Raw genomic sequence first — 14,579 nt, 5'->3', positions numbered from 1 at the left:
AAAGGCGACGAATCTAACGTCAAGACCGCATTTATATGACGGGGGCGGCGAGAAATCTTGTGACGCCTAAACCTACAACCCCCTCTTTTGAGTCCATTTCGTGTCCTTGCCGTTCTGTGCGCGGGCTGCCGTCCCAGTTCCGAGCATCGCCAGCAAACCTCTGCTTTTACTGAGGGGACCGCCCTGCGAAAAATCGTACCTTGCGAATCCGGCATTCGGCAGATATGTCGCTTGTGTTCGCTCCGGGTCCCGTCTTTATCGTCGAATGACGGAAAGAACCGGAGAATGTAGGGATTGGCGTCCAGTTCCAGCCCGGGGCTGTAAAAGGCGTGTATTAAGTTGATCAAGCACATGTCTCGCGTACCCGTAATGCACCCGCGACGAATTCCCGGACGCTCCCTCGCCTTTCCGGATATGCAGGATGACCGACGCCCCCGACAAGCCCGCAGTCTGAGTACGACTAACAGGGATCCAGTGCGCGCGCTGGTCGTGATGACACTGCGACAATAGTCAGTGTGGGCGGCCATGGTCGTATTTCGGCTGGGCGACTCTACGGCCTTGAATCCCTTTTCGGTTCTTTGGGCTTCTCCGGCTTCCTGTCGTGGGGTGGTTTGCCCGGCTGCTGTTTCTTCTTTTCTCTTTCTGGTTCTTTTGGGGTCTTCTTTGGTGGCTTGGTCGGCTTCTGTTCCTTGCCGGCCAGGACTCTCGCGCAATAGGTGGTGATCTTGTCGCGGTCGCCCGCAGCAGCGATCAACTGGGCGAGCTCCGAGGCGGAGACTTTCGGGGGCGCCGCCGACCTCTTCTTCCGGCTGGCCTCGGCCAAGTATGTGCGGCAGAGCCTCGCCGGCGTCGAGTAGTTCGGTGATCCGGGGGCGAGGGACGTACTCGGCGGGCTGCGACGCGGCTGCCCTGATGTGGGCACCGGAGTGGTGGCCTTCTCGGTGGCCGTGGCAGAGGACGGGGCCGACGAGTGCGGCGGCCGTTCCAGAACGGGCAGTTGGCCGTTGTTCGCGGCCAGAGCGGCGCCACCGGCGGCCGTCCCGGCGACTGCCAAGGCGGTGAGCATCTTCGCCGTGGCGATCGGCAGCAGTACCCGGTGTGCCGTGCGGCCACGATGTCGCCGGCGCCGCGCGTTGAGTTGGGTGTGTCGGAAGGCGGCCACGGCCGCCTCCTCGCCGTCGAGTTCTTGATCACTTGGAGGGGTGGTGGCGGCGGCGAGCAGGCCCGCGACCGGATGCGTGACCGACCTCGGGTCCCGCCAGATACCCGTCAGCAGGTCTTCGGCGGTCTCCAAGTCGAGTTCGCGGTCCGTGCTCGGGTCGCCGCGGCGGCGATCAAGACTCATGGGGATTCACCTCATGCCCCTCGGCGTCGCTTTCACAGGCGGCCTCACCGTGGTCTTCGCCCTACCGGTCGTCTCGGGACCGGTGCAGGGCGGCGGCTCCCGGCTTGTCCTCCATCCGCAGTGATGCATCAGAGTCCTCCAGCCGATCGGCCAGGTTCAGCAGCCCCAGGTAAGCCGACCTCTGGAGTGCCTCGGCGGTTCTGCCTAATATCTCGGCGGCCTGCCGGGTGTCCAGGCCCATCACGACGCGAAGCAGCACCGCCTCGCCTTGATCGGTGGGAAGGCCGGCGATCAGGGCGATCGCGGCGTTGACGGACCGTGGCTCAGCCATCTGACCGTCGTCCATCACCCGCTCGGGCGAAGTCTGCGGCGGTGCGGTCGAGCCGCGTCCGCTCAGATGGTCAAGGGCCCGGCTGCGGCCGATCACCGCGACCCAGCCGCGGAAGCGCTGGAAGTCGCCGCGAAAGTCACTCAGGTCATGGGTGATCTCCCGCCAGGTCTGTGCGGCCACCTGGCCGGCGGCTTCGCCCACCAGAACGCGCAGATAGCGCAGCAGTCGCGGCTGAACGGCTCGGTACAACTTGCGAAAGGCGTCCTGATCCCCGCGCTGTGCCGCTCGCAAGGCCGTTGACAAACGCCGGTCGGTCCTGGCCACGTCCTCTCCTACCGTTCGGTCACCCTCCATGGGATCGCCGGATACGTCTGAGTGCATCCGAGGACCAACCCGGGGGGGACGTCAGGCAAATGTCCACATTAGTGATACCGCGACTCCTGCAACTACCGGACCACTTTTGCCTCATCGTGCAGAATGAGATGCCGAGATCGAAGATGCCTTCGGGGCCAGCCATGATCTTGGTTGAGGGAAGAGGAATGGTACGGGCGCCGCTTCGGCGGCTGGCCGCGGCATCGGTTCGATGCCTGTGACCAGCAGTGATCATGATCGACTCGCACATGGCGTCCCGACCTTCAGGGTGATGTAGGCGGCGACTCGCCCCAGATGGGTGAGACCTGCGTTCGGTGAGAAAGGCGGGGCTGGGGGGACCGGCCCGCCGGATCCGATCCGGGTGGCGGATGCTCGTGCCGGGCGTCGCGGAGTTCGGCGATTCGGGCCACCTGCAGGACGCGGTGAAGGACCACGCCCGGTGGGCGTCCAAGTGCGGAGTCCGATGCCGAGGCAGCCCACCAGCATGGCGTCGGTGTTGGAGGGACTCAGACGGAGTGAACGGCGTGAGGTCCTAGGGCCCGGTTCTCGGATAGGCTGACGCTGGGCGCTGCTTTGGTCACTTTGGGTTGATATGTCGTGGTGACTTAAGCGATGCGCAGTGGCAGCGGCTGGCGCCGTTGTTGCCGCCGCCGGGCGGCCGAGGTGGCCGGTGGGCCGATCACCGCAGGGTGATCACTTGAGCCGGTCGATGTCGTCCGGCTTCATCTGGTGGCGGGTGATGACCAGCACGTGGTTACGCAGCCCGCGGGCGTCGAGATCCTCCAGCACAGCGAAGGTATGCGGCCGGACCGCTGGCAAGAAGGGTTCGGTTGCCCGGTTGAACACCTGTATCGGCGTAACGTGTGGCTGAAAGTAGCGGTGACCGACCAGCTCCTCGACGGCTTGGGCGTCGGTCATGAGGGCGCGCGGAACTCGCTGGTCCCAGAGGCCGTAGGTGTGCCGGATGCAGTACGCACAGTCCAACGGACAACCTTCGATGTGGTTCAGGCTGAGGCCGCTCTTGCGGTATTCCACCACCTCACGAGCGCGGTCGGGCAGTCGGTCGATCTGGTCGCTGGTGAGCAGGGGGACTCGAATGGGCGTCATGTCCTCGTCTCCCGTTGACGGCTGAAGCCGGGCGCGAGCCACGCCCAACGCCGACAGTAGGGAGACCCGACGGATCTGGCTAGAAAGTTTCTAGGAATTGCTCGAAAGAATCACAGGCTGAGCTGGACCGGGAAATCAGGAGCCATCGGCGTCGTGGTCTTCGCCAGGGGCAAGATCGTCAATGACCCGCTGGAGGATCGCCCGCGCCGACCGGCCGTAACTCGCGACGGCCGCGAGTTGATCGAAGATCTGTCCATACTGCTCGATCTCCTGTGGCTGACGAAGGTCAAGACCGGCCGAGAAGGTCTCGACCAGCACCCGCTCATGGTCATACAGCCAGAAACCGTGCCACGGCGAGGTGACGTACTGCGTCTCGAAGCCGATGACGCCGAGCTTCACGTTGGAAAGCGCCGAGAGTGCTATCAAGCGATCAAGCTGGGCAAGCATGACCGCGGGCGAGCACAGCCGGAAACGAAGGGCCGCTTCGGTGACAACAAAGTGAAAGCGTTTATCTGGCCGGTAGAGGATCTCCTGCCGCTTCATGCGAGTGGCTACGGCCTCGTTGATGTCGTTTGGGACCTGAAAACGACGAATGCCCTCGGCGAAACGAGCGCGAGCGTACTCGGCAGTCTGGAGCAGTCCGGGGACGACGGACACCTCAAAAGCGCGGAACAGCCGCGTCCTCTCATCCCAGTCTACGAGTTCTTGCTGATGGGGTTTCAGCCCAGCGCTAAGGACCCGCCGCCACTCGGCGTGCTGGACCTCGAGCGTGTGCAGCGAAGCGAGGAGCGCTTCGGCTTCCTCTTCATTGTTGGTGATGCGGGCCCAGCTGCGGATGTCGTCCTCGGTGGGCGTCTGACGGCCGTTCTCCAGCTTCGACACCTTGGACGGCGGCCACGACAACGACTCCGCGAGCTGCCGACCGCTGAGCTTGGCAGCCTGACGAAGCTCACGGAGCCGCTTTCCTAGAGCCCCTCTGGCCTCATGGACGCTAGACGAGCCCGAGGTGTTCCTTGGCAAAATCATCCCGTCTGACGGCGTGATGCCACGCGGCATCCCGCCAGTAGTTGTGATTCACGATCTCGGCAGGATCCTCGATGACCTCGCCGCCCAGGAAGCGGTCAGCATCGTCGATGTGCATCCGCACCAGCCTGCGCGAATCAAACAACCAGTAGTCGTGATTGGGCAGCTTCAAGGCGCCCGCGGGATCGCGTTCCAAATACCGGATATCTTCGCCAGCACCATTGGTGAACTGCGCACACCACAGGCCGAAGCGGCTGTAGTCGGTCAGCGGCATACTGACAACCCGCACGCGAGAGAAGCGGCGGCCTTCTGTAGTGGCTCCACGGATCATGGTCAGCCAGTCCTGCATCCATGGAAGATCGTCCGGTTCACCAGCGACGAACCTGCGCAGCGACTCGTTCTCGTACGCCTCGTCGTACCGGTCGCGAACCTCCAGCCGGAAGGCAGTGTGCTCGAACGAGGTGAAGAGTTGACCGAATTGATCGCCGACGAGCAGACTCAGCGCTCCTCCTCCTGGTCCAGGTAGCGGCGGGCGTACATCTTGAGTACGTCCTCCGGGATCTCGATCAGGGTTTCGTGCTCGGGCACCGGGCCGATGTCCGCGAGCGCCTGGGCGTCGGTCACCCTCCACCCCTGGGCGATGTAGGTGACCCGGTCGGTACGATCGGTCGCGAACAGCGTAGGCGAGTTGCCCACCTGGGAGTCGGGGTCCTTGCCGAGGAACCGAGCGTGCATGCTGCTCCCTTGCTCGAAACTTGGCGAACCGTTCCTGGGCATCGTGACGGATGGATACGCGGGCGTCAACGCTGTCTCGCGCGGTGCGGTGACAGCTGGCTTACCCGTCGGCTCACCCGCTGGGTACCCAGATGGTCGCCATCGGCCGCATACCGCAGCAAGAAACCCGCGGATAACGGCACCGGATCGGGGGGCGTAGCACCATCGCCGTCACCAGCCAGCTCTGACCAGTCCTGAGGACTTGGCTCGACGGTGTCGGGGGTGGTGAGCGGCGACGCAGCTGGGTGATCTGGCGATCTGCTGGGCGACGACCGTCAGCGTCGTGGTGCTGGCGGGGATCGCGGCGGTGCTGTCATACAAGCACCTGCGCGTGCTGGTTCTGGAGTACGGCGAGACCTCCTGGACCGCGGCCCTGTTGCCGGTTTCGGCCGATGGAATGATCGTCGCTTCGTCCATGACCCTGCTGGCTGATTCCCGCAACGGCCGGCGCAGCGGACCTCTCCCCGCGTGCGCGGACCTTCGCCTTCAGTTCCGACTGCCGTTTCCTGGCACTCTGCGTCGACGACCGCACCATCACCGTCGTGGTCCTGCGGCACCGCACACTCTGGGCCACGCTCTGCGATCACACCGAAGTCGTCACCAGTCTCGCCTTCAGCCCGACGGCCAGACCTTCGCCTCCGGCAGTGAGCAGCGAACGGCCCTTGTCCAGAGCGGCCGCATCACGCCACGGGGTCACCGCGTAGGCCTGTTCGCCGCCGGCTTCGTGAGGATTGCCCGGCCGAGTTTCCCGGCCGGGCATCTCTCATGGTGTTACTTCGGGTTGACCGAGTACACCATGCGCTTTCCAGGGTGCTCGCCGACGCTCCAGATCGTCCCGAGTGCCGGGCTGGTCGGGACATGTCGTCGCGACCGGGAGGCGTTCGTATAGGTTGAGAGCAGGCGCGAGAGGGCGCTGCCGGGTCCGCGGGCAGGACTGAGTCCACCTCTGATTCTCCAGGCAAGGCCGCGAAGACGACGATCTCTTCCGAGCCCGGCCGCGGACCACGGGTGACGAGGGAGACGTCATGCGCGACCTGCCCGCCCGTCCTGATCTGGCTCAGCTTCGCCACCAGGCCAAAGACCTTCTGCGCGAGGCCCGGCAGGGCGATCCCCAGGCGGCGGCACGGATCCGCTCTGTTTCGGACCGGATCATTATGTCCTCGGCTCAGCTCGCGCTTGCCCGCGAATACGGCTTCGCAGGCTGGACGAGGCTGAAGCTCGAAGTCGAACGCCGGATCATCCTCAACGATCGAGACCTGTCTGGCCTGACGAAATTGCTGGCGGAGCACCCGGAATTGGCCACCAGGAACCTCGAGCGGTGGTCCGACAACGCCTGCGAAGAACCGCTCGGCTACGTCACGATGATGCGCTTCAACCGCGGCCGGCTCGGCCTGCCCGGCGAACTGCCCGGGACCGGTGCCATCGCCAGGGCCCTGATCGGGGCGGGCGCGCCGGTCGACGGTCGCCCCAGCGACCGGGAGACACCGCTGATCACCGCCGCCAGCTATGGCGACGCTGAGGTCGCGAGCGTGCTGATCGCGGCCGGTGCCGACCTTGAGGCCGTCTCGGCGCCCGATTCCGGAGGCGTCCCGGGCGCGACGGCCCTGCTCCACGCGGCGGTCTTCGGGATGACCGAGGTCCTTGACGTCCTGATCGCCGCGGGCACCCGCGTCGACAGCCTGGAGACCGCCGCCGCAGCGGGCGACGTCACGGGCTGGCCGCTGGCCCGCTGCACGCCGCAGAGTCGGCTCCGCGCGCTGACCTTCGCCGTCGGCCACCAGCGGTTGGACGTCATCGACCGGCTCGTCGCCGTCGGGACGGCCGTCAACGAACCGGACGCCGAGTGGGGACACCGCAGCGGGCAATGGCAGACTCGCGGCCGTTCGGCGACTTCTCAGCCATGGCGCGGATCCCGACCTGCGCGATCCTGTGCACCGACGCACCGCCCTGGAGGAATGCGAACCGTCCGGCTGTCCCGGCCGCAGCCCGGCCCATGAGGAGGCCGCCGCCCTCCTTCGGCCGGTGACCGGACGCGGCGGCCGCCGTCGGACGCGCCCGGAACCGACCGGGATCCAGATCCGTATCAAGGCACGGGACCTGCCTGGCCGCGACGTCGGACCGTCGGCGGACGCGCCCGAGTACCGCAACGTCCATGTCGGTGTCCAAGGGCGGGAGCGCGCCGACGAGGTCCTGGATCCGCATCCGGGCGACGGGGAGACGGCCGCCTGGACCTTGGAGGCTACCGCGGCGCCCGTCCAGGCGGGCATCGACGTCAAGGCCCCTACATCCAGGGCGCGCCGGGCGAGCGGTTCATCTACCTTTCCTGGGGCGCGGTGGACGGCACCGGTGCCTTCACCATGTTCCGCCGGGCGAAGCTAGTGCTGGACGCTGTCGACTCCGCCGCCCTTCACGCCGCCCGAGGCCACGGGCGCCTCATCGCCCGGCTCGGGCTCACCGACGCCGACGGCGGGCCGCTGTGCGCCGCGATCCGTCCGCCCCTGATCGATTGGTCCGCCGACCAGGCCGGATGACCATCGCGCACATCGTCGTGCTCGGCCTAGATGGCGTTCACCGCCTGCCGCGATCCGTCCAGGCCGGGACGATCAGCGATGTGGCCATGGGGATTAGTGATAGGGACTGGGGGAACGGAGGACGACGGGAAACCGGGGAGGTGATCGGGGGCACGTTGTCGCGTCCGTCAATCCGCGTCAGGGACACGGCCATTGCCGCGCTCGTGGCGGTCGTGGTGCTCGCGGTGCTGGTGACCGGGTTCGATCTGGCGCTTCGTCACAGAGAGCGCGATTACCTGTTGAGCGATATCCGCGTGCGCACCCAGCGTGTCACGGCCGACCTGCGTCAGGGGACACTGCGGAAACCGATTCCCGTAGAGCCTGGGGATCCCACACTGATCCAGGTCGTCAATGCCGACCGGCAGGTCGTCAACGCGACGTCGACGGCGGCGGGGCGTCCTCTGCTGAGCTCCGTGGTCCCACCGCCGACGGCGCGTCTCAGGAGCTTCATCACCTGCTCGGCGCCTGTCGGCGGATGTGTGGCCATACAGGTCGTCCGTGTCACGACCGGGCCCGGGGCGATGGTCGTCTACGGCGCCCGGCCCGTCCCGGCCCTGCTGATCGGTCGGCGCCTGGAATGGGTCCTGGCCGGTTTCGTCGTGGCCGTGTCAGCGCTGATCGCCTGGGCGACCTGGCGTGTCGTGGGCGGGACGTTGCGCCCGGTCGAGCAGATCCGGGCCCGGTTCGGCGAGATCACCGGCAGCGACCTGTCCATGCGGGTGCCCGAGCCGACAGGCGAGGACGAGATCGCCCTGCTGGCGCGCACCGTGAACTCGGCGTTGGAGAGACTGGAGCAGTCCGTACGTCGACAGCGCCAGTTCACCGCCGACGCCGCGCACGAACTGCGCACCCCTCTGGCGGGACTTCGCGTCAGCCTCGAAGAGCTGGCCATGAGCTGCGACTCCCCAGAGACGACCGTCCCCGTGCGAGAAGCACTCACCGCCACCGGCCGGTTGGAGACACTCGTCCGGGACCTGTTGTTCCTCACCCGGGTCGGGGCCGACCCCGTCGACGGCGAACCGCTCGACCTCAGCTCCCTGGCCGCCGCCGAGATCCGTGCGCGGCGAACCAGCGGGCGCGGCGCGACCGGTGGGCCGCCTTCCGAAATCCCGATCCAGGCCGAGTTGAGCAGTCAAGTGCAGGTCCTGGGTGAACTGGGGATGCTCAGTCGTCTGCTGAACAGTCTGTTGGACAACGCCCAGCGCTATGCCGCCACCATCGTCACGGTCACCCTCACCGCGCAGGACGGCGACGCGGTGTTGACCGTCGCCGACGACGGCCCCGGCATCCCTCCGGCAGACCGGGACCGAGTCTTCGATCGCTTCGTCCGGCTCGACACCGCGCGTGACCGCGAGGCTGGCGGCACGGGCCTTGGTCTGGCGATCGCGCGCGACATCGCCGCATTGCACCAGGGAACCCTTCAGATCCGGGACGGCGCGCGAGGAGCCGAGTTCACGCTACGGATCCCTCTTGCGCCTCACCGATCCGACGACCAGGAACAGTGATGCGGTCGGTTCAGGAGTCGAGCCAGGGGAGGGTGAAGACGATGCCGCCGGTGTCGCCGATCTCGTAGAGGTCGCCGATGGAGCCGTCGGCGAGGACGGCTATGGTGGAGTGGTCGGCGGCACCCGGCTTGAGCAGGGCTTGGCGCGGCCAGCTCGCGCCGTCGTCGTGGGTGACGCGGACGGTGAGGTCGGTGCGCGAGGCTGCCGCGTTGTTGCTGTGAAGGATGAGGGCCGTCAGCGCCGGGGGCGCCCGTGGTCGGCTGGAGGTAGGAGATCTCGCCGCCGTTGCAGCGCGGGTCGATCAGGCCGCTGTTCCAGGACGTTCCGAAAGGCGCGGTCACGTCTGCGGCGGTGGCGTACCAGCGGTTCCCATCGGTGTTGGAGCGCATGTTCTGGGCGATCCGCCCGGTGGAGCGCTGCGCGGCCTTGCTCTCGTTCACGCCGGATCCGGCGGTCGCCCGTTGTGCCACGTCGCGCCGTGGTCGTCGGAGTAGATGTTAGACGCGTGGGGGACGCCGCCGTCCCGGAACACGATCGGCTGGACGAGGCGGCCGGACGCGAGCTGGATCCCGTGCCCGGACGAGGCGAACATGCCCGCCCAGTCCGGCTTGCGGACATGCGGGTTGAGGTCCGCAGGGGCGCTCCAGGTCGCGCCGTCGTCGGTCGAGGCGATGTAGCGGATGTGGGTGTTGGTGGTGGAGGTCTCCGACGTGTCGCCGGGCGTGGAGCCGAAGTAGCCGACGCCGGGGCAGTTCGTAGGTCTGTCGAAGCATCCCAGACAGCGCGGTGAAGCGCGGGTCGCGCGCGGCGCCGAGGTCGATGTCGCGGCCGTCCTCACGCAGGCGGATGCGGCTGAACGCTTTGCTCAGCCATCACGGGTACTCCTGGGCGATGTACAGCGGCTCTCAGAATCCGCCGTAGGCGCCGGTGTCGCCCGGCCGCGGCAGCGCGTAGGCGTGCCACGCGCCACGGTCGGCGAACACGTTGAGCTCGTTGATCTCCGCGGGCAGCGCCCCGGCCGGGACGCCGTGCAGGTCGAGCACGGCGCACCGGCCGGGGCCGGGGGCCGCCAGCGCAGGCGGCGCGGGGACGACGGTGACCAGGAGGGGCGGAGCCGAGCGTCAGCCCGACCAGGGCGTGCAGTGATCGTCGCATGATCACCTCTCGGGGTGGTCGTCACTTGGGGTTCTGAGCACTGCCGCCCCGAGCGGGGCCAGTCGCAGCGTGCCCCGCACGGCGGTGCCGGTCAGCAGATCGACGCCGTCCGGGACGGGCAGGACCCCCTCGGCGTCGCGATGGTTGAGCAGAAAGAGGTAGGAGGCGCTGGGGCCGTCGCGGCGGGTGGCCTCGACCCCGGCGGGGACGTCGAGCGCCGGCCGGACGCCCGCGTCGGCGAGCGCCTCGTCCAGCACGAGGCCGATGTCCTGGCCAAGGTGGCAGCTCACGTACCAGGCACGTCCGGCGCCATGTGCGTTGCGGGTGACCGCCGGGCGGCCGGCGAACGGTCCGGCGCCGTAGAGGGCCACAGGCTCTACGGTGCCGGGCTCCAGCCACTCGCTCCACAGCGTCGACGGGACGGCGCGGTCGCCGAACGTCACGCCGACGGAGGCGTCGTCGGGGATCGGCCAGAACTCGTCGACCACGATGCCGAGCGCGTCCCGCAGCGGTGCCGGATAGCCGCCGAGGTGCACATGGTCGTGCTCGTCGACGACGCCGCTGGCAGCGACCAGGACCCTAACTGCGCAAGGGTGTGGAGTCTGGGGATGGCGGCCAGCGGCATGCTGGCCGTCGGTGCCGCCGGCCTGGCGAGCGCCATGTGCTGGCTCATGATGGCGCATGTCGACGGCGGATCCGAGCACGACGGTGGCGAGGCGCACCGGCGGGCACTGGCTCACCTGGGCCGGGTGACGCGGCTGGCGACGCTCGGTGTCGTGGTCGGCGTCGCGCTCCAACTGGCGAGGACGACCAGCGAATACCTGTCCGTCGTCTACGGGAGACCGGCGCTGTGGGTCCTCTGCTCGACCCTCGTGGTCCCGGGCCTGGTCATCACCGCAGTGCTGCTCCTGCCCACACTCCGCCGGGGATTCACCCGCAGGTCTCGGGCCCGGCGCGACGCCGCACGGCACTCGCTGGACCTGCACCAGGCGTCGGTCCCCTTCGCCACGTTCGGGAGCGTGGCCTACGGGACGCTCACCCCGGTCTTCGCGGGCGTGATGACCAGCCTTCCTCCGTCGTGGTGGGAGTCCGGCTCGGCCCCCCTGGTGGCCGCCACCGCGCTGGTGAACTCGGTGGTGCCCGGAGTGCTGCTGGTCGCGCACGTACTGGCCGCCCCGCTCGGCGGCGGGCAGTGGCTGCGCCCCGAACAGCCGCCCACGTGACCGTCTCCGGTGAGGCCTGGCGTAGCATCTCGAAAAGGTGTCGGATCTCATCTGCAGTGAAATCCAGGTAGGCCACCTTCCCATTCTTGGGATCTTGGATTCTGACGAACACCGCACCTGCTCCGAGTTCCGTAATCGCCTTCCGGGCGCGAGTGTCGGAACTTGCAAAATTTGATCTCCCCTTCAGTCATCGGATGTGCTCCTTCTCCCTGTCCACATTTGGACTAGGTGCCCTTCCGTGCGCGGTGTGGCGTCGGGCCACGATGTTCGGCCTCTGGTGTGATCGGGTCGCATGGCCAGAAGATAGGACAGACACAGTTACCAGCATTTTCTAAAAGGGGCGGAAATCAAGTCTGAGAGCACCTTCCGAAAACATCCACTGTCACGCCACATGTCACCCTGGGTTGGTATATGAGCGACATGGCGAAGGCGCGGAGTTGCCGAGATCGCTGGCACGGCGGTGACGTCTGGGTGTCCGAGGCGCTGCCTGCGCCTCATTGGCGGTACGCTTCGCCCCCGGGCTGGTGATGCTCGATGCGTAGCTCCTGACAGTCGAGAGAGGACCGGCATGCGCATCACCCCCGCCGTGGCCATGCTCCTGACCACCACCACCGCCATCGCGATGGCCGTTCTCACGGTGCCGGCGGCCCAGGCCGCACCGCCCCCGCCCCCCGCCGCGGACGCCGCCCGCATCCACCTGGACGCCCTCACCGTCCACGCCGAAGGCTCGATGGACGGATACACCCGCGAGAAATTCCCGCACTGGACCAACCAAGGCGACAACTGCAATGCCCGGGAAGTCGTTCTCAAGCGCGACGGCGAGAACGTCCAGGTCGACGCCAAGTGCGCGGCGATCTCCGGCACCTGGCGCAGCCCCTATGACGGCGCCGTCTGGACCCGGCGCGACGACCTGGACATCGATCACATGGTCCCGCTGGCGCAGGCGTGGCGGTCCGGCGCCGACACCTGGACGACCGCGCGCCGCCGCCAGTTCGCCAACGACCTGACCGGCTCGCAGCTGTGGGCGGTCACCGACAACGTCAACCAGGCCAAGGGCGACAAGGACCCGGCTCAGTGGACGCCGCCGCTGGCCTCGTTCCGCTGCATGTACGCCCGGTCGTGGATCGACGTGAAGTACCGCTACGCGCTGACCGCCGACGCCGCGGAGAAGACCGCGCTCGGGCGCCTGCTCGACACCTGCTGACCATTCCCACGTCGACGCCGCACCGACCAGCGCCGATACCGCGGGGAATTCATCCACCGCACGCCGCTCTGCGTCACACGACGCAGAATCTTTGGAAGACTTTTGGTAAGGGCGCTGCAAATGCAGCTTATCGGCTCATAGGATGCTGCCTCCTGAGAATTCCTCTCAGGGGTTGGGGCCTGGTACCCGCTGGTCTCGCCGACTGCGTGCGGTACCAGGCCCCGCGGCCCGTCAGGCCGCTGCCGTCACCGCGCCACGAGCATGATCATCCAGGCGATGAAGCGCAACAGCTCCAAAGCCATGCAGATCATGTCCGAACGCCTGGCGTAGTCGACGGCATCGGGCGTGTTCATGAACGCGCCCTCCCTTTCCCGGCCCAGGGGGCGGCCGGTCGGCCCGCGCAGATGAACACCACCTCGCGCCGGCGCCAAGGCGGCTCTCATCCCACGAGCCGATCGGAGACTAGCGCGGCCACGGGCCCCACGGAAAAAGAATCCGCCTAGTATCCGCAGTAATACCGACGCCGCGCGTGTTCGGCCTGGTCAGAGGCCCCGTACGGGCACCCGTAGCTTTGTCGGCACACAGTGCGGAATGGGCGAATTCGCTCGATGGGAGGAGACGGCCCGCCGGGGGCGTCTTAGGGCTCGTTATCGCCGGAAAGGGTGAAAGCGGCCGTGTTCTGGGAATATGTAGGGAAAGCGCCGGTGTGCTGTATCGTGGGCGCCGCCGATCCTCCGACGGTGACGTGCATTGCCGACAATCTCTGCTTTCAGCGGATCAGTCGGCTCTGGTGGATATTCCCTCTTGCGACTCGGCGATCGAACTCGACCAGGCGCGACCGGGTCTCGATCGGATTGGTCGCGTGGCGGTGTGACTGGGCCGAACGATGAGCGTGAGACCGTTTCCTGCTCGGGGTACAGACGGTACGGCGCGCCGCCGGACCGGCCCGGGGCGTCCGACCGGCCGGCGGTTGGCCACTTTCTGGTGGTTGCCGCGCCAGCGCTCGCCGACCTCGGAAAATCCCAGGCGGGGCGACCGCCGGGTACGCGACACTGGGCAGATCATCAGCGCAACACGACAATGAACGGTTGCTCGCCATGACCGAGGTTGATCTTCCTATTCCCGGCGCCCGGGTCGGTTTCGCGCTGGCGCGCAGGGCCTTGCTCCTGATTCCGGCGGTCGGCGGCGCCGAGTTGCGGATCAGCCTGGACATCCACCGAGTGGACGACCGCAAGAGCCCGCCGCCCCTGATGCTGTCGGCGCTGATGTACATCGACGAGGCTCCCTCGCTAGGGCAGCGGCTGCTGGCCCGCCTGGAAAGGCCGCACACCATCAGCCCGGCCGCCAGGGCCACCGCATTCGAGCTGATCGGCTTCGTCACCGACGAGCAACTGCGTCTGGTCGAGCGGCGGCGCGCCGATGTCGTCTACGCCCACCTGGAGGTGACGGTCGCGGGCGTCGACGGCGACCCGCCGGTGCCGTTCACCGCCATCTGCCAGGTGCGCGCCGACCTGGAGTCGGGGGAGTGGGTGCGCGAGCTGGAACGGGTGGACGCGGCCGCGCACGCCGAGGTCCTGGTCCCCATCACCCAAGCCCCGGAACAGGCGACCGCGGCCAAGCGGATCCGCGAGGCACGCGAGCTCATCCATGCGGGCAAGTACGAGGACGCCGTCGCCGCTGCCCGCAAAGCCCTGGACCCGCTGCGTGACAGCCCCGCCTACAAGGCGGTGAGAAAGTCCGCCCAAGGCAAGGCTCCCAGAGACCGTGATCAGAACGAGCGGTTCGTGACGGCCGTGGAAGCCGACTTCGCGATGGCCTCGGGCGCCTGCCACGACGACCCGGGCGGAACCGACGCCTTCACCTGGACCAAGGATCAAGCCACCGGCATGGTCGCCCGCATCGCCGCCCTCCTGGTCTGGCCCGAACTGTAAGGCGACACCCGGAACCGGCGCGCTGGTCGGTCTGGGGCG

General features: G+C 67.5%; 15 protein-coding genes and 2 pseudogenes. 8 read left to right on the top strand and 9 right to left on the bottom strand.

The genetic code is table 11. The annotated features are described in order from the left end of the window. Positions 1-550: 550 nt before the first annotated feature. Together FXF65_RS42030 and FXF65_RS42025 are read right to left on the bottom strand one after the other, a co-directional pair. Positions 551-1,345, bottom strand: coding sequence for a hypothetical protein (locus FXF65_RS42030; RefSeq protein WP_148356074.1), 795 nt, complete (start codon positions 1,343-1,345; stop codon positions 551-553). Between the two features lie 61 nt (positions 1,346-1,406). Beyond that, positions 1,407-2,000, bottom strand: coding sequence for an RNA polymerase sigma factor (locus FXF65_RS42025; protein WP_222869035.1), 594 nt, complete (start codon positions 1,998-2,000; stop codon positions 1,407-1,409). A 638-nt stretch (positions 2,001-2,638) separates the two neighbouring features. Between FXF65_RS42025 and FXF65_RS45680 the strand changes: the two are divergent. Further along, positions 2,639-2,743, top strand: a pseudogene (locus FXF65_RS45680) (transposase); the annotation flags it as partial. On the opposite strand, the gene FXF65_RS42015 reads toward FXF65_RS45680, so the two are convergent. The 4 genes from FXF65_RS42015 to FXF65_RS42000 all read right to left on the bottom strand — a co-directional run bounded on the left by FXF65_RS42015 (position 2,742) and on the right by FXF65_RS42000 (position 4,913). Then, positions 2,742-3,155 (bottom strand): hypothetical protein, encoded by a 414-nt coding sequence (locus FXF65_RS42015; protein ID WP_222869034.1) that lies wholly within the window; start codon positions 3,153-3,155, stop codon positions 2,742-2,744. The pseudogene FXF65_RS45680 and the gene FXF65_RS42015 overlap by 2 nt on opposite strands. Before the next feature lie 135 nt (positions 3,156-3,290). Then, positions 3,291-4,181: a helix-turn-helix domain-containing protein gene (locus tag FXF65_RS42010; RefSeq protein ID WP_148356118.1), complete on the bottom strand. Its 891-nt coding sequence runs from the start codon at positions 4,179-4,181 to the stop codon at positions 3,291-3,293. Beyond that, on the bottom strand, positions 4,147-4,674 hold the full coding sequence (locus FXF65_RS42005; RefSeq protein WP_342787876.1) for a DUF6879 family protein: 528 nt from the start codon (positions 4,672-4,674) through the stop codon (positions 4,147-4,149). Before FXF65_RS42005 ends, FXF65_RS42010 begins: the two co-directional genes overlap by 35 nt. 2 nt (positions 4,675-4,676) lie before the next feature. Further along, positions 4,677-4,913, bottom strand: coding sequence for a hypothetical protein (locus FXF65_RS42000; protein ID WP_148356071.1), 237 nt, complete (start codon positions 4,911-4,913; stop codon positions 4,677-4,679). Positions 4,914-5,193: 280 nt separating this feature from the next. Between FXF65_RS42000 and FXF65_RS46075 the strand changes: the two genes are divergently transcribed. The 4 genes and pseudogenes from FXF65_RS46075 to FXF65_RS41980 all read left to right on the top strand — a co-directional run bounded on the left by FXF65_RS46075 (position 5,194) and on the right by FXF65_RS41980 (position 9,027). After that, on the top strand, positions 5,194-5,841 hold the full coding sequence (locus FXF65_RS46075) for a DUF2637 domain-containing protein (protein WP_148356117.1): 648 nt from the start codon (positions 5,194-5,196) through the stop codon (positions 5,839-5,841). Between the two features lie 136 nt (positions 5,842-5,977). Beyond that, complete coding sequence (locus tag FXF65_RS41990; protein ID WP_148356070.1) at positions 5,978-6,949, top strand: ankyrin repeat domain-containing protein; 972 nt, start codon at positions 5,978-5,980, stop codon at positions 6,947-6,949. After that, positions 6,882-7,483: pseudogene (locus FXF65_RS46365) on the top strand (DUF5990 family protein). Before FXF65_RS41990 ends, FXF65_RS46365 begins: the two are co-directional and overlap by 68 nt. After that, complete coding sequence (locus FXF65_RS41980; protein ID WP_246199476.1) at positions 7,480-9,027, top strand: sensor histidine kinase; 1,548 nt, start codon at positions 7,480-7,482, stop codon at positions 9,025-9,027. The pseudogene FXF65_RS46365 and the gene FXF65_RS41980 overlap by 4 nt, the downstream one beginning before the upstream one ends. A 436-nt stretch (positions 9,028-9,463) precedes the next feature. On the opposite strand, the gene FXF65_RS41975 is transcribed toward FXF65_RS41980, so the two are convergent. The 3 genes from FXF65_RS41975 to FXF65_RS44310 form a co-directional block, all read right to left on the bottom strand. Then, complete coding sequence (locus FXF65_RS41975) at positions 9,464-9,865, bottom strand: exo-alpha-sialidase (protein WP_148356069.1); 402 nt, start codon at positions 9,863-9,865, stop codon at positions 9,464-9,466. 67 nt (positions 9,866-9,932) lie between these two features. Beyond that, the gene (locus FXF65_RS44315; RefSeq protein ID WP_187412816.1) at positions 9,933-10,070 is read right to left on the bottom strand and encodes a hypothetical protein; all 138 of its coding nucleotides are present in this window, start codon (positions 10,068-10,070) and stop codon (positions 9,933-9,935) included. 114 nt (positions 10,071-10,184) lie between these two features. Then, complete coding sequence (locus FXF65_RS44310; protein ID WP_281289011.1) at positions 10,185-10,865, bottom strand: beta-galactosidase trimerization domain-containing protein; 681 nt, start codon at positions 10,863-10,865, stop codon at positions 10,185-10,187. Here FXF65_RS44310 and FXF65_RS44305 point away from each other — a divergent pair. From FXF65_RS44305 to FXF65_RS41960, 3 genes are all read left to right on the top strand, one after another. Beyond that, positions 10,791-11,405 (top strand): hypothetical protein, encoded by a 615-nt coding sequence (locus FXF65_RS44305; RefSeq protein WP_187412824.1) that lies wholly within the window; start codon positions 10,791-10,793, stop codon positions 11,403-11,405. The genes FXF65_RS44310 and FXF65_RS44305 overlap by 75 nt on opposite strands. Positions 11,406-11,973: 568 nt before the next feature. After that, positions 11,974-12,609, top strand: coding sequence for a GmrSD restriction endonuclease domain-containing protein (locus FXF65_RS41965; protein WP_148356067.1), 636 nt, complete (start codon positions 11,974-11,976; stop codon positions 12,607-12,609). Positions 12,610-13,706: 1,097 nt separating this feature from the next. After that, complete coding sequence (locus FXF65_RS41960; RefSeq protein WP_148356066.1) at positions 13,707-14,540, top strand: hypothetical protein; 834 nt, start codon at positions 13,707-13,709, stop codon at positions 14,538-14,540. Positions 14,541-14,579: the final 39 nt, after the last annotated feature.

The organism is Actinomadura syzygii (assembly GCF_008085905.1).
Lineage (GTDB): Bacteria > Actinomycetota > Actinomycetes > Streptosporangiales > Streptosporangiaceae > Spirillospora > Spirillospora syzygii.
The sequence above is the reverse complement of the archived record's forward strand: the minus strand, read 5'-3'. Positions and strand labels throughout refer to the sequence as shown.